At 63.7% G+C, this 16,220-nt stretch carries 15 protein-coding genes and 1 tRNA gene; 3 read left to right on the top strand and 13 right to left on the bottom strand.

What is annotated here, in order from left to right:
- Positions 1-114 precede the first annotated feature (114 nt).
- Positions 115-1,215 carry a DNA polymerase IV gene (dinB, locus tag ACVJ5M_RS02975; protein ID WP_063980076.1) on the bottom strand — a complete coding sequence of 367 codons (1,101 nt, stop codon included), beginning with the start codon at positions 1,213-1,215 and terminating at the stop codon, positions 115-117.
- 43 nt (positions 1,216-1,258) lie between these two features.
- Between dinB and ACVJ5M_RS02970 the strand changes: the two genes are divergently transcribed.
- Positions 1,259-1,702 carry a TspO/MBR family protein gene (locus ACVJ5M_RS02970; RefSeq protein ID WP_084794905.1) on the top strand — a complete coding sequence of 148 codons (444 nt, stop codon included), beginning with the start codon at positions 1,259-1,261 and terminating at the stop codon, positions 1,700-1,702.
- 94 nt (positions 1,703-1,796) lie between these two features.
- A complete protein-coding gene (locus ACVJ5M_RS02965; RefSeq protein ID WP_014491045.1) occupies positions 1,797-2,006 on the top strand; it encodes a hypothetical protein in 210 nt (69 codons plus the stop codon).
- Between the two features lie 25 nt (positions 2,007-2,031).
- Here the strand turns inward: ACVJ5M_RS02965 and ACVJ5M_RS02960 are convergent, their stop codons facing one another.
- The 5 genes from ACVJ5M_RS02960 to ACVJ5M_RS02940 form a co-directional block, all read right to left on the bottom strand.
- Positions 2,032-2,964, bottom strand: coding sequence for a ferritin-like domain-containing protein (locus tag ACVJ5M_RS02960; protein WP_063980075.1), 933 nt, complete (start codon positions 2,962-2,964; stop codon positions 2,032-2,034).
- Between the two features lie 448 nt (positions 2,965-3,412).
- Positions 3,413-3,489 (bottom strand) — tRNA-Arg (locus ACVJ5M_RS02955).
- A 103-nt stretch (positions 3,490-3,592) separates the two neighbouring features.
- On the bottom strand, positions 3,593-4,312 hold the full coding sequence (locus ACVJ5M_RS02950) for a metallophosphoesterase family protein (RefSeq protein ID WP_063980074.1): 720 nt from the start codon (positions 4,310-4,312) through the stop codon (positions 3,593-3,595).
- A 25-nt stretch (positions 4,313-4,337) separates the two neighbouring features.
- Positions 4,338-5,249 carry a hypothetical protein gene (locus tag ACVJ5M_RS02945; protein ID WP_283017878.1) on the bottom strand — a complete coding sequence of 304 codons (912 nt, stop codon included), beginning with the start codon at positions 5,247-5,249 and terminating at the stop codon, positions 4,338-4,340.
- A 1-nt stretch (position 5,250) separates the two neighbouring features.
- Positions 5,251-6,393: an MBL fold metallo-hydrolase gene (locus ACVJ5M_RS02940; RefSeq protein ID WP_231145446.1), complete on the bottom strand. Its 1,143-nt coding sequence runs from the start codon at positions 6,391-6,393 to the stop codon at positions 5,251-5,253.
- Between ACVJ5M_RS02940 and ACVJ5M_RS02935 the strand changes: the two genes are divergently transcribed.
- Positions 6,286-6,735: a hypothetical protein gene (locus tag ACVJ5M_RS02935; protein WP_231145501.1), complete on the top strand. Its 450-nt coding sequence runs from the start codon at positions 6,286-6,288 to the stop codon at positions 6,733-6,735. The two genes, ACVJ5M_RS02940 and ACVJ5M_RS02935, sit on opposite strands and share 108 nt — an antisense overlap.
- A 35-nt stretch (positions 6,736-6,770) precedes the next feature.
- On the opposite strand, the gene ACVJ5M_RS02930 is transcribed toward ACVJ5M_RS02935, so the two are convergent.
- The 7 genes from ACVJ5M_RS02930 to ACVJ5M_RS02900 form a co-directional block, all read right to left on the bottom strand.
- Positions 6,771-7,832: a sensor domain-containing diguanylate cyclase gene (locus ACVJ5M_RS02930; RefSeq protein ID WP_063980070.1), complete on the bottom strand. Its 1,062-nt coding sequence runs from the start codon at positions 7,830-7,832 to the stop codon at positions 6,771-6,773.
- A gap of 1 nt (position 7,833) precedes the next feature.
- On the bottom strand, positions 7,834-10,947 hold the full coding sequence (locus tag ACVJ5M_RS02925; RefSeq protein WP_063980069.1) for a bifunctional diguanylate cyclase/phosphodiesterase: 3,114 nt from the start codon (positions 10,945-10,947) through the stop codon (positions 7,834-7,836).
- 174 nt (positions 10,948-11,121) lie between these two features.
- Positions 11,122-12,207: a branched-chain amino acid ABC transporter permease gene (locus ACVJ5M_RS02920; RefSeq protein ID WP_456679255.1), complete on the bottom strand. Its 1,086-nt coding sequence runs from the start codon at positions 12,205-12,207 to the stop codon at positions 11,122-11,124.
- The gene (locus ACVJ5M_RS02915; protein ID WP_063980068.1) at positions 12,204-13,214 is read right to left on the bottom strand and encodes a branched-chain amino acid ABC transporter permease; all 1,011 of its coding nucleotides are present in this window, start codon (positions 13,212-13,214) and stop codon (positions 12,204-12,206) included. Before ACVJ5M_RS02915 ends, ACVJ5M_RS02920 begins: the two co-directional genes overlap by 4 nt.
- Positions 13,211-13,933, bottom strand: a complete 723-nt coding sequence (locus ACVJ5M_RS02910; RefSeq protein WP_063980067.1) for an ABC transporter ATP-binding protein — start codon at positions 13,931-13,933, stop codon at positions 13,211-13,213. Before ACVJ5M_RS02910 ends, ACVJ5M_RS02915 begins: the two co-directional genes overlap by 4 nt.
- On the bottom strand, positions 13,930-14,694 hold the full coding sequence (locus tag ACVJ5M_RS02905) for an ABC transporter ATP-binding protein (RefSeq protein WP_028155337.1): 765 nt from the start codon (positions 14,692-14,694) through the stop codon (positions 13,930-13,932). Before ACVJ5M_RS02905 ends, ACVJ5M_RS02910 begins: the two co-directional genes overlap by 4 nt.
- 63 nt (positions 14,695-14,757) lie before the next feature.
- Positions 14,758-15,942, bottom strand: a complete 1,185-nt coding sequence (locus tag ACVJ5M_RS02900; RefSeq protein WP_063985950.1) for a substrate-binding domain-containing protein — start codon at positions 15,940-15,942, stop codon at positions 14,758-14,760.
- Positions 15,943-16,220 lie beyond the last annotated feature (278 nt).

The raw sequence follows: 16,220 nt of genomic DNA, 5'->3' as shown, positions 1-16,220 counted from the left end.
GCGGATCGGCCTTCATCGGTGGCGGGTCTGAAAATCCCGCCACCTTCCATGGCTGGTTTGGAGCCGCGCCGCGGACAAGGATCTCGCGTTCGCGGAGGGCCTTTCCAGCCTGGTTCAAAGACCGAAAGTCAGCTGCGGCTCCGCATCGTCGCCGTCCTGGAGGGCAGACAGCGACACCCCCAGCAGCCTGACGCGCTTGGGTAGCGGTATCTCGGCTTCGAGCAAGCCGCAGGCCAGCCGCCCCAGATCGTCCCGGCCTGCAACCGGCGCCGTGACGGACCTGCTGCGCGTGATGATCTCGAAGTCGGCGAATTTGATCTTCAGGGTGACGGTCCGGCCGCGGTTGCCGGTCGTCTCGCAATGGCGCCAGACCTTGTCGACAAGCGGCTTGAGCTCGGCGGCCAGCGCGCCGTATTCGTCGAGGTCGGTCGAGAACGTCGTCTCCGCGCCGATCGACTTGCGGATCCGGTTGGCCCGGACCGGTCGCTCGTCGACGCCGCGTGAGATCCAGTAGTAATAGGCGCCCGACTTGCCGAAATTCGCATTCATGAACTCCAGCGTCTGGTTGCGGATGTCGAGGCCGGTGAACAGGCCGAGCGCGTTCATCTTCGCGCTGGTCGCCGGGCCTATCCCGTGGAACTTGCCGACGGGCAGCGTCTCGACGAAGGCGGGTCCCATCTCCGGCGAGATCACGAACTGACCGTTGGGCTTGCGATGATCGGAGGCGAGCTTTGCAAGAAATTTGTTGTAGGAGATGCCCGCCGAAGCGTTGAGGCCGGTCTCGGCCTTGATCTTCTCACGGATCCGCAAGGCGACGTCCCGCGCCAGCGGGATGCCTTGCAAATTCTCCGTCACGTCGAGATAGGCCTCGTCGAGCGACAATGGCTCGATGATTGGCGTGTGCTCGGCAAAGATGTCGCGGATCTGCTTGGAGATCGCCTTGTAGACCTCGAAGCGCGGCCTGACGAAGATCAGGTCGGGACATTGCCGCTTCGCGGTCACCGACGGCATCGCGGAGCGAACACCGAACTTGCGGGCCTCGTAGCTCGCGGCCGCGACGACGCCGCGTTCCGCGGAGCCGCCGACGGCGACCGGCTTGCCGCGCAGCTCCGGATTGTCGCGCTGCTCCACGGACGCATAGAAGGCATCCATGTCGATATGGATGATCTTGCGGACGGGCGTGGCCTCGCCAGTCACCGTGCCGGATTCGCTCATGGAACGATGATACAATTGCCCGAAGAGAAGCGCGAGGTGATGGATGCTTCAGTTGTTGGTCTTCGTCGTCGGTGTGGTCGGCATCGGCTGGCTGATCGGCGCGACCAATCTTCCGGGAGAGTGGTATGCGGCCCTTGCCAAGCCGGGTTTCGTGCCGCCGAACTGGGCGTTCCCGGTGGCGTGGACTATCCTTTACATCATGATCGCGGTTGCGGGCTGGCGGACTTTTCGCCGTGAGCCGCCGGGTCGAGCGATGCAGGTCTGGGCCGCGCAACTGGCCCTCAATTTCGTCTGGTCTCCGGTGATGTTCACGATGCACCAGATCGGAGCCGCGCTCGTCATACTCATTTGCCTGTTCGTCGCGATCGTGACCTACATCAGTCTCGAGACGTCACGGGACAGGCTGGCCGCCGCGTTGTTCATACCTTATGCAGCCTGGGTCGCCTTTGCCGGCCTGCTCAATGCGGCCATCTGGCGCTTGAATTGAGGCGATTTGTCCAAGGTTCATCAAAGAGCAATCTCAGGCTCGTGAGTGGCGAGCCTAGGCACGCGTTCCTATATAGGAGCGCGGAGGACAGCCAATGCAATACAGCTCCGAGCTCATTCAGACCATGCGCCAGGCCCTCGAGACCGTGATGGCGAGCGTACCGGCCGATCAGTCGGTGTTCGGTCTGAAAGCCGCTGTCGCCGAATGCATTTTGAAGGCTGCCGCGCACGGTCATACTTCGTATGACGCCCTGGTGACGTCCGCCTCCGATCAGATCCAGTCGATCATCTCGATGCTGACGTGAGGGAGGCAGGCGGCAGATCCGGAGTTCATGCCGACGGAGGCGCCCATAGGAACTCAGGACGAATGCCCTGCTGGATGAGGTCCGTGCCAAGCGACTGAAGTGTGAACATGGCGCCGATGCTGGGTCTTGTACCGCTTGTCCAGCACGTTTGAAGGCCGATCAAGAGCTGCGACAGGGCCTGATTGAACGCAAGCGACGGACTCGGTGTGACGGTCGATTGCTGAAAATCGAACCAGGTCGGAAACGGGATTGGTGCTCCCGTAAAGCTCCAATGGCCAGCCGCATCCTGCACCAGCGTTTTCTCGGTGTAGATTTCCTTGAAGACATAATAGTGGGCGAATGTTGCATTGCCGGTTGGGGGTTGGTTAGGAGAGCCTTCCGTACCTTCACCTTCGGCCTTGATCAGCAGGATCGCCGCCTGCGCATCGGCGATGCTCTTGATCGGCGTTGCTTCCCCCGAATTGACCGCGAAAGCGCTGGCATTGATCGCGGGATTGACTGTGGTGAAACCCTCGGCGATCGCATCGTAGAAATCACCAATCGTCGCAGGTCCCGTTCTTGCGGCGAGCGCAACCGGTGGAAATTCCGGATACTCGATCTGCATGAAGACCTGAACTTGATCTGGCGTAAGCGGCTTCAGATCAACGGGCAATTTTTGCAGAATTTCTCCGGGCAGGACATTGGTCGGGTAGCTCGGAATGAAGGTCGCATTGGCAATGGATGGCACGCCGCCGATCGCGGTCAGCATGTTGCCTGCCAGGGCAAAGTGATACATCTCTTGCACCACAATGTCCTGAATCATACCGCCGACACCGCCCGGGTCGCTGTTGATCGACCATTGCGCGCAAAGATAAGGCGGGATGGTGGAGAACTCCAATTGCATCGCGGTCTGGAGTGCGTCTTTCAGGTCGGAAAGCGTCGTAATGCGATCCTCGACGAACTGGGCGATGGTTTTCATCTGAAGCACCCCTCCCGACTCGGTTGATTGCGAAGCCCTGTTCCTGGCGCCGCCACTGGATCGACGTCGTCAAGCAGGTTCCGTGTTGGCTCATTGCTTGCGGGACGAGCGCTCCTGGGGTGATTCAGTCCGACAATAACCGGATATCGGTCTGCGACATCACGCCTACAATCGGACCTGCCCCGATGATCGCGACCAGAAACGTGCCGCGATCGGGCTCATTTTCCGCAACCCATGAACAATAGTACAATTTAAGGGTGCAATCAATTGCGCCGTTGGTCAGAGATTTGTGACCGCTTTTCCATTCGACGTGCTTAGCCGGACGCGCGCGCGACGTTGCGAAGGCCAGATTGCGAGCCGCAACATTTGATGGATGGTGCCGTCACAGCGTCAAAAGCCGGCACACAGTCTCGGTCCGGCACACAGTCTCGGTAAAGAGTAGGGAGACTGGCGCACCCGACACGATTCGAACGTGTGACCTTTGCCTTCGGAGGGCAACGCTCTATCCAGCTGAGCTACGGGTGCTAGTCGAGGTTCATTTAGCCGATTGGCGGGGAGTGGGCAACCTCCGCTTTGCCCGTGCCCGGACGCCCGGCATCGCCCAATTCCTGGTCTTATGCTTCGCTCTTCAATCCCGGAGGGCGGCCGGTCCCGAGATCTCGCCGGAATCGGTCACGAACATCAACGGGCCCGTCTCCGAGGTGGCGAACACGGCCGCGGTGAGCGGGCCGCCAAAGCAGGCGCCGGTATCCAGATTCAACCGGTTGGCTCGCAGATCAGGTGTCCCGGACCGGACCGGCGTATGACCATGGACAACGAAAAGCCCGTGGTCGTGATCCGACGACAGGAAGGGTTCCCGGATCCACAGCAAGTCTCGCTCGGATTGTGACGCCAGCGGCACGTCCGGCCGTAGTCCAGCATGGACGAACAGCCGCCCATGCTCGATTTTCGTCAGCTGAAGCGCGCGTATCCAGTCGAGATGCTCGCTCGGCAGATCGGCGGGATCGTCGATCCCGTAGCTGTCGAGCGTCTGCTCGCCGCCGTTGCCCCACCAATTCATGAGGTCGCGGTCGGTGCGCTCCATGTCGGCCGCGCGAAGCAGCATCTCCTCATGGTTGCCCCGCAGACAGACGAAGGGGCGGTCCTGCTTCCCTTCGCTGCCGACGAGAAAATCCATCACCTCGCGGCTTTGGGGTCCCCGGTCGATATAGTCTCCGACAAGCACAAACTGCGCGCTCCGCTCGCCGCGAAGCTCCTCGCACGCGGCGAGCAGCGACGTCAGCTTGTCAAAGCAGCCGTGGATGTCGCCGATCGCGAAGGTGAGTTCTTCGTGCTCGGGAAGATGCAAAGCCAGGTTTCTCCCGCGTGCCAACTTAGATGGTGAGACCCTTTGTCGTGCCTTTGAGCCTGATCCGCTCCGGACCCACGCCCACCTTCGCGAGCGATTCAATCACTCTGTCGCTCAGCGCCTTGCCGTCCTTGTCCTTGCGATCGCGTTGAACCGCGGTGAAATCATACACGAGCAGCCCGACATTGGCGCTGCTCACGTTGAGCTTGGCCCCGTCCGCAACAGCGCGGATCGCCGCAGCCACATTGCGATGTCCGTTGCTCCATTTCGCCATGCCGGCCAGATTATTCGCAACGCATCGATAGCTGTCTTCGATCTCCGTCTTGTGAAGGTCGATCACCTTCTGATAGTCCGCGATCTGACCGACAATATCGCCGTTCTCCAGCTCAGGGTTGCTGAACGTCTTGGCCTCCCAGAACACTAGATCCACGCTGGTCGCCGTCGTTTCGAAGTTCGCCAGGTCCATGCGGGGGAGGTTCCGCTTGATGCCGGGGACGCCGGATGCGTTGATCGCAATCTCGACGTCGACGACGGAGAGATTGGACGTCGCGATCTCGTGGACGCCTTCCTTCTCCTGTCCGGAATAGGGCGATGCGGCCCTTTTGAGCTTCGCCAGCGTCTCTGCGCCTTCGTAGTCGCGCGTCAGCATTCTTGGCTCGGCGTTGCCGAAGGCGAACTTCCCCTCGACCAGCGAGACCTGATCCTTCAAGTCCGGATTCAGCAGATATTTCTCGTGCGTCGAGGCGGTCACCTTCCCGCCCTTGAATGACACTTTGAAGATGGATTGCCCCTGCCAGTAGACGTTCAGGTACTCGTCCCGAATGCCGATGATGAGTGTGGGATCGGCGAGAACGTCTTTCCACCAGCCATCCTGCTGGGCGAGTGTCTCGAGTGCCTTGCGAAAGTCGTCGCCCCGGATTCCGCGTCTGAAGCTCATCTCATACCTCCCACCATTCGCCATCGCTGCGTCGCGTGACGTTGTCAAAATATCTGGAGAAACTGTCGCCTTCGAATGTGTGAACGGGCACGAGCCTGTCCGGCTGTATTGCGTTCGCGAGCCGCTTGAGATCCAGGATGCTGGCGTGGCCCGAGGTGTGGATGATCTCGATGGGAACGCCGCGTGTCGCGAGATCCGCCTTCAGTCTGGCGCCAGGACCGTCCTTCAGATATCCGTCCCATTGCGACCAGATCGCTCTGGTGCCGGGCCAGAGATTTGCGGTCTCCACGTCGTCGGCCATCGCCGGGCGAAACAGCATCACGGTGCGATCGGCGATCTCGGTGATGCGCTCGCGGTAGATCCGTGCGGATTTGTAGGGATCCAGCAGGTCGAAGCGCTTTTTCCTTGCGATCTGCCGCCGTTGATATTCCGGCACATAGACCGACAAATTGGGCCAGCCGGCGTTCGGCAAGCGCTCGTTGCCAGTGGCCCGCAATATCTCCATCGCATAGAGGTCCAGCAGCAGCGTCCGGCCGCTGCGCTTGCAGGCGCGATAGATACTGACGATGCGATCGATGTTCTGCGCGGACGCCGAGAGGATGACGAAGCCTGGCTGCTCAAAACTCTCGGTCAGCCTCGCCTCGATGTCGTCCTCCGTCGGGAATTGCGTGTGCTCGTCGAGACGGCCGAGGCTCGACCCCTCCATCAGCATCGTGTCGATACCGCGGGGCGGATGGCTCACCAATCGCTCGAACAGACCGCCCTTGCGACCGTGCGCACGGATGTCGCCGCTGTAGAACAGACGCCGGCCGGCAGCCTGGATCAGCAGCGCATAGGCATCATAGGCCGAGTGATCGACAAGATAGGGCGTGATGCTGAACGGGCCGATCTGGAAGGTTCTGCGATCGTTCAGCTCGAATGAAACATTGGGCACGAAGGCGTTGGGCACGAAAGGAGCTGCCGCACACATGATGCGCGCGGTCGCAGCGCCCATGGCGAGGGGGACATTGGGTCTGCACAGGGGGAGCAAACCCCAATGATCGCCGTGTCCGTGCGACAGGACAACCGCACGCAGGGTTGGATCTTCGACGCGAAGCCCGGCCACAGGCGGGAGAAGATCGTCGGACGCGCCGTCGGCATCCAGCGGAAGGCCAAGGTCGAGCAGGATTCGCTCGCCCGCGGCCTCGAGCTCGATGCAGGTGCCACCAATTTGCTGCGTTCCGCGGTGGACACGTCCGCGAAACGAACCGGCTGCTTCGGTCATCAGCGGTTGGTCTTGGCGGCCGAGCCGGGTTCGGCCGTGACTCGCGACCAGGCGATGGCGTTTTTGGCGGAGGGGAGGGCACTGCGAGATGGGCGGGGAAATTTCAAAGCGAATACGGCTCCAGGCAACGACATATCTATATTCAAACGAGCGCCCGAGAAATTGCGGCTTTTCGAGAAGAAAATGTCCGTGTTGTTCCGGCGCAACATCACCTGCTGGTGAGGCCGAACGCAATAGAACCTTCGGTGGGATGAACGTCAGCCCCGGCTGGACCGGCGATTGGCGGCGACTTGAATCCCGGGCGAGCCGCGATCGGCGTGCGCGAATTCGGCAAGCAGGCGTTCGGAGCAGATGACGCGGTTGCGGCCGAGCCGTTTTGCCGCATAGAGCGCCTCGTCGGCCGCACCCAGCAGCCGGTCGGGGCTGCCGTCGGCCTCAGTGGGAATATGGCTTGCGACGCCGACGCTGAGGGTGACGTGGTCGCCGGCGTCAACAGCTCCATGAGCGATCCGCAAGGCCATGACGGCACGGCGGATCTCCTCGGCGATGGCGCAGGCGGCATCGCAATCCACGTCGGGCAGGATCAGCGCGAACTCTTCTCCGCCATAGCGGCTGGCGAGGTCGAGCGGGCGCACGGCATGGCGGCTGACGACATCAGCGACCGCGCGCAGGCATTCGTCGCCGCTCTGGTGGCCGTGCCGGTCGTTGAACAGCTTGAAATGATCGACGTCGACGAACAGCAGCGCCATCGGCTTCTGCGTCCGCTGGGCGCGGGCCCATTCGCTCATCAGCATCTGGTCGAAGGCGCGCCGGTTCGACAGGCCGGTCAGCCCGTCCTTGGTGGCGAGCTCCTTAAGCGCCATCTCGGCGCGCTTCTGATCGGTGAGGTCGCGCAGCGTCTCCACCACGGCGATCAGCTGGCCGGCCTCGTCGTGGATCGGGCCAGCGTCGATCGCGAGATAGAGCTGGCTGCCGAGCTTGGGCATCACGCACCAGTTCTCCGCGGAAAAGCCGAGCCCGTTGTGGCCGCGTGCGGCATATTCCGAATAAAACTCCGGCAGCTGCTCGGGACGGTCGAGCGCGACCAGGTCGGCGAGGCAGGGGCGCCGGGTCTCGTAGAAGGCCTGCCAGTGTTTCGTCGTGCCGATCACCTCCGCGGCGGGGACGCCGGTCAGCCGCTCGCAGGCTCTGTTCCAGATCACGACGCGGCGCTTGGGGTCGATCACGAAGGTCGGCACCACCAGATGCTGCATCAGCCGCACGGCATAGGAATCCGCGACGTCGACGCCTTTCGCTGACGTTTTCCTCGGCTTCGCCATCTCAGGCCACCGCCGCCACCGGCGCGGCATCGTTCGGACCGAACAGCTTTCGCACCTCGGCGGCCGGCTTCGGTTTGCTGAACAGATAACCCTGCATCTCCGTGCAGCCGAGCGCGCGCAGCATCTCGCGCTGCGCCTCGGTCTCGACGCCCTCGGCGACGGTGGTCATGTGGCTCGCCGCGGCGATGTTCACCACCGCCTGCACGATCACTGGCGCGCCGCTGGTCTCCGCGATGTCGGCGACGAAGCAGCGGTCGATCTTGATCTTGTCGAACGGGAAGCGCTTCAGATAGCTCAGCGAGGAATAGCCGGTGCCGAAATCGTCGAGCGCGATGCGCACGCCGATGGACCGGAGCTGGTGCAGGATCGAGAGCGCGGCCTCGTCGTCGCGGATCAGCACGGCCTCGGTGATTTCGAGCTCGAGCCGGGAGGGAGAGAGCCCGGAGGCGGCGAGTGCGCCGGCAATCCGCAGCGCCAGCGTGTCGCATTTGAGCTGCACCGGCGAGACGTTGACCGCAATCCGCACATGCGCCGGCCAGGTCGCGGCCTCGTTGCAGGCCATGCGCAGCACCCAGTCGCCGAGCTCGTTGATCAGGCCGGTATCCTCGGCAATCGGAATGAACTCCGCCGGCGACACCCAGCCGCGTTCGGGATGCCGCCAGCGCAGCAGCGCCTCGCAGCCCGACACGTCGTTGGTGCTCAGGTCGACCAGCGGCTGGTAGTGGATCTCGAAGCCGCCATTCACCAGCGCCTGGCGCAGATCCTGCTCCATGGTCAGGCGCGCCTTGGCGCTCGCATCCATCTCCGGCTCGAAGAAGCGATGGGTGCGGCGTCCTTCGGCCTTGGCGCCGTACATCGCAAGATCGGCGTGCTTGATGAGCTGGTCGAGATCGGTCCCGTCCTGCGGCGCCAGCGCGATGCCGATGCTGGCGTCGGTGGAGAGCTGATGGCCGAGGCAGTGATAGGGCTGGCGGATCGCCTCGTAGATCCGCGTCACGAACGATAGCACGTCCGCAGAGGACTGGATTCCGGTCTGGATCACGGCGAATTCGTCGCCGCCGAGCCGCGCGATCAGGTCGCTCTTCTTGAGGCAGCCGCGCAGCCGGGTCGCGATCGCCTTCAGCAGCTCGTCGCCGACGTGATGGCCGAGCGAATCGTTGATGCCCTTGAATTCGTCGACGTCGATATAGAGCAGCGCGAACTGTTCGCCGCCGGCGACCTTCGCCAGCTCGCGCTCGATCTGTTCGCGGAACAGCGTGCGGTTCGGCAGGTCGGTCAGCGCATCGTAATGCGCCATATGCGCGATCTTCTCGTGGGCGCGCCGCCGCTCGGTGACATCCTCGACGACGCTGATGAGGTAGCGCGGCTCGCCGGACTTGTCGCGAATGCCGATCCGGGTCGAGGTGATGTAGCGCGGTCCCTTGGTCTGGCTCTGCCAGGTGTGCTCGTCCTTGAACAATCCCCCGGGCGCCTGCAGCGCCTTGCTGTCGTCGTCGTTGACGATCCTGGCGGCGGCCTCCGGATACATGTCGAAAGGAGTCTTGCCGACGATGACGTCACCCGACTGGCCGAACTGCTCCTCGGCGGTCCGGTTGACCAGCAGATATTGCCGCGTCAGGGCATCCTTCACCGTGATCTGCGAGGGGATGTGATCGATGATCTCGCGCAGGAACATGTAGTTGCGGTCGCGCTCCTGCTCCAGATTGCGCCGCTCGGTGATTTCCTCGATCGTGGCGACCCATCCGCCCTGCGCCAGCGGGGTGTTGATGACCTGGAAGGCGCGGCCGTTGGGCAGTTCGTGGATCCTGCTGGAGACCTTGCCCTCGGCGACGACCCGCATCACATCGGTGCAAAACGTCTCGACGTCGCCGCCGAACGTGCCACGCTCCTTGCGATGCTGCATCGCCTCGCGGATGTGACAGCCGGGCTTGATGATGTCGTCGGACAGGCCGAACATCTCGGAGTAGCGGCGGTTGCAGGTGACGATAAATCCGGCGGCGTCGTACAGGATCAGCCCTTGCGACATGTTGTTCAGGGCGGTGTCGAGCCGGAGCCGTTCCGCTTCGATCCGCTCCTGGGCTTCCCGGTTCTGCCGGCTGATCTGGCGGATGATCAGGAAGAGGATCAATGCGATCACGATCGCCGAAAGCGTTGCCGTGGTGACCATGAAGCCGGTCTGCTGACGCCAGTCGGCCAGCGCGGCGCTCGTGGTGTTGGTCGCGACGATGACCAGCGGGAAATGCGACAGCGAGGCCCCCGAGCCGAGGCGGTCCTCGCCGTCGATCGGACCCTTGACGCGCAGCGTGTGCCGGCCGCCCTCGGCCAGCATCTTGCGCATCAGCGGCGCGTCCTTGAAATTCCTGCCGATCAGCTCTTCGACATGTGGATAGCGCGCCAGCATCTTGCCTTCGCGATCGAACAGCGAGATCGCCGTACCCTCGGCAAGCGCGACAGAAGCGAAATACTGCCGGTAGCTGTCCGGATCGATCCGCCGGACCATGGCGCCGAGGAAGGTGCTGCCGTCCGCGCCGCTCAGCCGCCGCGCGACGATCGTGGTCCATTTGCCGATGATGAAGCTGCGGACGGATTCCAGGATGACCGATTCGGCCATCGGATCGGATTTGAACGTCTGGAAATAGGCGCGCGAGGAGACGTTGATCTTGGGCAGCGGCTCGGCCCGCGACCAGTTGATCAGCTCGCCGTCGGCATCGTAGATCGCGATGTCGCCGAGATAGGAGACGGAGCTGATCTTGCTCCGCAGCATCTGATTCGTCGCGAGCCCGGACATGCGCTCGCGGAACATCGCCGGCGAGGTGATCTCCGGCAGGTTCATCTGCCCGATCAGGTCGGCGGCGACGACGTCGGAATCCTGGAATTGCTGATCGAAGTGCCGTGCGATCAGCTGCACCGTGTTTTCCAGCTCGCGCTCGCGGTTGGCCAGGGTGCGCTCGCGGAATTCGCCGACGGCCATGGCGGTCACGGCGAAGATCCCGGCGACCAGCAACACGCCGCACAGGGTCAGCCAGAGGACAGGACCACGCCGCGCCAAGGCCGCCCAGCCGTTGGTCGCGGCTGATGACATTCCGGCTGTCACCGTGGAAAAGACCTGGCGCATTCCCCCTCCCTGGAAGGACAGGAATACACCGCACAAATGGCGCAAACCTTAGGAAAGCCAGTTACCTAAGCATTAATCCGGTTGTGCAGCCGCGCCCGTATGCAGTGGGGCGGGAATCACGTCGCGGTTGTGCCGTGCCCATCACAACCGCTGCGCTGCATCATTAACCGCAGCTTAATGCGAAGCGCCCGCGCTCTTGTCGCGGCCGGCGTTGCGCAGACGTCCGACGACGCCGGTCGGGAAGAAGTAGACGCTGGCGATGAACAGCAGCCCGAGCCACAGCAGCCAGCGATCGGGATGCAGCAGCCCCGGCAGCAACGGCAGGCCGGCTTCGCTCGCCGCCTTGGAGGCGACGCCCATCAGCGATTGCAGATAGTTCTGGGCGAGGATGAAGATGGTGGCGCCGATGATCGCGCCGTAGATCGTGCCCATGCCGCCGATCACCACCATCAACAGAATGTCCAGCATGATCGAGAAGCTGAGCGAGGTGTCGGGACCGGCATAGCGCAGCCACAGCGCGTTCAAAATGCCGGCGCTGGCGGCGACCAGCGCGGCGAGGCAGTTGGCGTAGGTCAGGTGGAAGACGGTGCGAAAGCCGAGCGCCTCGGCGCGAAAGCGGTTCTCGCGGATCGCCTGGAGCACGCGTCCGAACGGCGAGTTCACGACACGCAACAGAGCGAGGATCATCAGGGCTGAGACGGCGAACACCAGGTAGAAGGTGAGGATGCGGCCGTTGATCTCGAATCCGAACAGGTTCTTGGAGATCAGCACCGTGCCGGGCCGCAGCAATTCCGGCAGCTGGAAGCTGCGCCCGTCCTCGCCGCCCGTCAGCCAGGAGAGCTGCGAAGCCAGCACCTGGAAGGCGGAGGCGACCGCGAGCGTGATCATGGCAAAGAAGATCGCGGCCACCCGCAGCGAGAACAGGCCGATCGCGAGCGTGAGCAGCGCCGCGAGCGGCAGGCCGACGACGATGCCGGTCGCGACCGCGGCCCAGTTCGGGCCCATCCCGTACAGCGCGATCGCGATGGCGTAGCTGCCGATGCCGTAGAACATGGTGTGGGCGAACGACACCGAGCCGGTATAGCCGAGCAGGAGGTCGTAGGAGGCGACCAGCGCGGCGAAGACGCAGATCTTGGCCGCGACGTTCAGCGCCTTGGCACCCGGGAACAGGAACGGCGTCGCCGCCAGCGCCAGGATGATGACGATGAGGAGGAGCGTGAGCACGCGGCTCTTCGGCGGATCGCCTGACAGGAGCATCATCGGCTGGTCACCGCATAGAGGCCGCGCGGCCGCCACATCAGAATGGCGACCATCAGCAGGATGTTGGAGACGAGGGCGAGTTTCGGCACCAGGAAGCCGCCGTAATTGGCCACCATCGCGACCAGGATGGCGCCGATGAAGCAGCCGCCGATCGAGCCGAGGCCGCCGATGATGACGACGATGAAAATCAAGACGGTGAGGTCGTCGCTCATGGAGGCGTGGACCTGCTCGCGATACAGCGCCCACATCACGCCGCCGAGGCCGGCGAGCGCCGATCCCGTCATGAACACGCCGAGGAACAGGCGGCGGATGCGATAGCCGAGCGCCTCGACCATCTCGCGGTTCTCGACGCCGGCGCGGATCAGCAGGCCGAGCTTGGTGCGGTTGAGCACGAGCTGGATCGCGATGAAGACCGCGAGGCCGACGAGCATCGCCAGCACACGGTATTTGGCGATCGCGACGTCGCCGAGGATGAAGGAGCCTCGCAGCGAGGTCGGCAAGGGTGTCGGGATGATCTGCGGTCCCCACAGCGCATAGAGCGTCTGCTCGGCGACGATCAGGCCGCCCGTCGTCATCAGGATCTGCTTCAGGTGCTGGCCGTAGACGGGCAGGATCAGCACGCGCTCGACGACCAGGCCGAGCGCGCCGGACACCGCCATCGACAGCAGCGCTGCCGGCGCCAGCACCGCGAGGTTCGTCCACAGCGAATCCGCCTGCATCGAGGCCGCGAACGGCGCCAGCACGAGGGTTGCCACATAGGCGCCGACGGCGATGAAGGCGCCGTGGCCGAAATTGAGCACGTCCATCAGGCCGAACACCAGCGTCAGCCCCGAAGCCATGATGAAGATCATCATGCCCATGGCGAGACTCGCGGCGGTCAGCGTCAGCCAGGTGCTGGGTGACCCCACCAGGGGAATCATCGCAAGCGCCAGTGCGACCGGCAGCAGGATCGGCGCGAGATCGCGCTTCGGCTTCGGCAGTGGATCATTTGCGGCGAGTTCAGTCACTGATGCGCCTCCAGGCTCAGGCCGAGCAGCCGCTCCTGCAGCGGCACGTCGGCGGCGAGCGCCGCCATCTCGCCGCGATGGACGATGGTGCCGTTGTCCATGACCAGCACGTTGTCGCCGAGCTCGCGGGCGGCAAAGAAATTCTGTTCGACCATCAGGATCGTCGCGCCCTTGCGCTCGATCTCCTTCAGGCACTCGATCAGTGCCATGACGATCGCGGGCGCCAGCCCCTTGGTCGGCTCGTCGATCAGCAGCAGCTTGCGCGGCTCGACGATGGCGCGCGCGATCGACAACATCTGCTTCTGTCCGCCCGAGAGGCTTCCCGCGCGCGACAGCCAGAACCGGCGCAGCGCGGGGAAGAAGCCGAAGATCCAGTCGAGCTGGGTATCGTCGAGCGGCCCGTCGCGCGCCGCCAGCACCAGGTTTTCCTTCACCGTGAGGTCGGAAAACACCGCCATGCTCTCCGGCACGTAGCCGACGCCGAGCCGCGCGATGTCGGGCGTGGCGCGGCTCTCGATGCGCTCGCCTGCGAGCGTGATTTCGCCGCTGGAGGCCTGCCACAGGCCCATCACGGTGCGCAGCGTCGTGGTCTTGCCGGCGCCGTTGCGGCCGAGCAGCATGGTGGTCTGGCCCTGCGGTACCGCGAGGTCGATGCCCTGGAGGATGTGGTAGCGGCCGATATGCGTGTGCACGCCGGAGAGTTTGAGCAGATCTGTCATGCGGCACTCTTTGGAGCAACGCCGAGATAGGCTTCCTGCACGATCGGTGAGGCGATCACCTCGGCCGGCGGACCGTCGGCGACAAGTTGTCCGTTGTGCAGCACGATGATGCGGTCGGCGAGCGAGCGCACCACGTCCATCTTGTGCTCGACGAGGAGGATGATCTTGCTCTTGTCCTGCTTGAGCTGGGCGATCAGGTTCAGCACGACCGGCACCTCGTCGATGCTCATGCCCGCGGTCGGCTCGTCGAACATGAACACTTTGGGTTCGAGCGCGATCATCAGCGCGACCTCGAGCTTGCGCTGGTCGCCATGCGACAGCGCAGTGGCGGCGACGCCGCGGCGATTGCCGAGTGCGACCTGGTCGAGGATGGCATCGGCGCGGGCGATCAGGTCGCGGCGGACCATCCAGGGCCGCAGCATGTCGTAATGGGTGCCGCTGGCCGCCTGCACCGCGAGGCGGACGTTCTCTTCCACGGTGAGATTCGGAAACAGGTTGGTGAGCTGGAAGGCGCGGCCAAGGCCCGCGCGGGTGCGCAGCGGCGCGGAATGTTGGGTGATGTCGGTGCCGTCGAATAGGATGCTGCCGTGTGAAGCGCGCAGCTGGCCCGAGATCAGGTTGAAATAGGTGGTCTTGCCGGCGCCGTTCGGCCCGACGATGGCGGTGAGCTCGCCGGGGCGGAACGTGCAGGTGACGTTGTTGACCGCGACATGGCCGCCGAAGCGGATGGTGAGGTCGCGCGTCTCTAGCGTCAGGGCCATGAGGATAACTCTGGAATAGGGAAGGATCCTCTCCCCGCACGGGCGGGGAGAGGGGATTCGATATCAGCGCTTGTTGCGGACCGGAACGTCCATGTCCTCGATCTTCAGCTCGCGTACCGGCTCGAGCACGGCCCAGGCGACGTTCGGATCGACCTTGACCTTGAAGTGATACATGCTCTGCAGCGCCTGATGGTCCTCCTTGCGGAACACCATCTTGCCCTTCGGCGTGTCGAACTCCAGGCCTTCCATCGCCGTGATCAGCTTCTCGGTGTCGGTCGACTTCGCCTTGGTGACGGCGGCGACGACGGACATCGCGGCGGCGAAACCGCCCGCGGTGAAGAAGTCCGGCGGCGCGTTGAAGCGCTTCTGGTGCTCGGCGACCAGCCAGTCGTTCACCGGGTTCTTCGGGATGTCGTAGTAGTAATAGGTCGCGCCTTCCATGCCGGGCAGGCCCTTATACGCCGCGAGCGCCGGCAGGATGTTGCCGCCGGTCGAGAGCTCGATGCCGTAGCGCTTCGGGTCCATGTCCTGCAGCTTGGCCAGCGGATTGCCGGCGCCGGCCCAGATCACCCAGATCACCTTGCGGCCGGGCTTGTCCTTGAGAGCGTCGAACAGGCGCTGGCCGACCGCGGTGAAGTCGGTGGTGTTGGTCGGGGCGTATTCTTCCGCGGCGAGCGTCGCGCCGGTCTTGGCGAGCGCCTCCTTGAAGGCGGCGACGCCGTCGCGGCCGAAGGCATAGTCCTGCGCCAGCGTGGCCACGGTGACGCCCTGCTTGCCGATCGCGACCGCGTTCGAGATTGCGTCCTGCGACGAGTTGCGCGCGGTGCGGAAGATGTAGCGATTCCACTTCTCGCCGGTAATCTGATCCGCGACGGCGGGCTCGACGATCAGGATCTTCTTGTTCTCCTCGGCGACGGGGAGGATGGCGAGCGCCGCGGCCGACGAGGTCGTGCCGATCGCGATGTCGGCCTTGTCGTCCTGATAGGCTTCCGCGAGCGCGGCTTTCGACAGGTCGGGCTTGCCCTGGTCGTCCTTGGTGATGACGACGATCTTGCGGCCGTCGAGCATCATGGTGCCCTTGGTGGCGTATTCAAAACCCATCTGCAGGCCGGTTTCGGTCTGCTTGGCATAGGCTTCGAGCGGGCCGGTCTTGCCGTAGATCAGCGCGACCTTGAGGTCGTCGGCCTGCGCGGAGGTGTTCGCGGCCAGGCCGAGGATGGCTGCCGTGAGAATGAGCGATCGACGCACGATGATTTCCTCCTTGAATGAACTGCCTTGATCACAGCGATTTGCACAAGTGTGCATACATTGCAATTCCACCTTCCGGCGGAGCTTGCACGAGGCTCATGTGACAGTCTCTTGACGTGCGCGTGCCGGATCGTCGCAGGCCGCGATGAGTTCGCGTTAACGATCCCCTGGCTTCACATCAGCCCATGCGTTTCCTCAGGCCGCCTCAGAGCAAGCCCTGCGCCAGATCCGGAGTTTTGCGCGGGAATGCCTGAAATTGCGGCGGATCGCGCGCGAAT

The organism is Bradyrhizobium sp. S3.7.6 (assembly GCF_054061875.1).
This window is presented reverse-complemented; position numbering and strand designations above follow the sequence as displayed.

Coding starts and splice junctions, on each gene's coding strand:
- ACVJ5M_RS02930 (WP_063980070.1), bottom strand. CDS start 7,832: ATGGCGAAGCCGAGGAAAACGTCAGCGAAAGGCGTCGACGTCGCGGAT.
- ACVJ5M_RS02935 (WP_231145501.1), top strand. CDS start 6,286: ATGATCGCCGTGTCCGTGCGACAGGACAACCGCACGCAGGGTTGGATC.
- ACVJ5M_RS02965 (WP_014491045.1), top strand. CDS start 1,797: ATGCAATACAGCTCCGAGCTCATTCAGACCATGCGCCAGGCCCTCGAG.
- ACVJ5M_RS02920 (WP_456679255.1), bottom strand. CDS start 12,207: ATGATGCTCCTGTCAGGCGATCCGCCGAAGAGCCGCGTGCTCACGCTC.
- ACVJ5M_RS02905 (WP_028155337.1), bottom strand. CDS start 14,694: ATGGCCCTGACGCTAGAGACGCGCGACCTCACCATCCGCTTCGGCGGC.
- ACVJ5M_RS02970 (WP_084794905.1), top strand. CDS start 1,259: ATGCTTCAGTTGTTGGTCTTCGTCGTCGGTGTGGTCGGCATCGGCTGG.
- ACVJ5M_RS02960 (WP_063980075.1), bottom strand. CDS start 2,964: ATGAAAACCATCGCCCAGTTCGTCGAGGATCGCATTACGACGCTTTCC.
- ACVJ5M_RS02910 (WP_063980067.1), bottom strand. CDS start 13,933: ATGACAGATCTGCTCAAACTCTCCGGCGTGCACACGCATATCGGCCGC.
- ACVJ5M_RS02945 (WP_283017878.1), bottom strand. CDS start 5,249: ATGAGCTTCAGACGCGGAATCCGGGGCGACGACTTTCGCAAGGCACTC.
- ACVJ5M_RS02925 (WP_063980069.1), bottom strand. CDS start 10,947: ATGCGCCAGGTCTTTTCCACGGTGACAGCCGGAATGTCATCAGCCGCG.
- dinB (WP_063980076.1), bottom strand. CDS start 1,215: ATGAGCGAATCCGGCACGGTGACTGGCGAGGCCACGCCCGTCCGCAAG.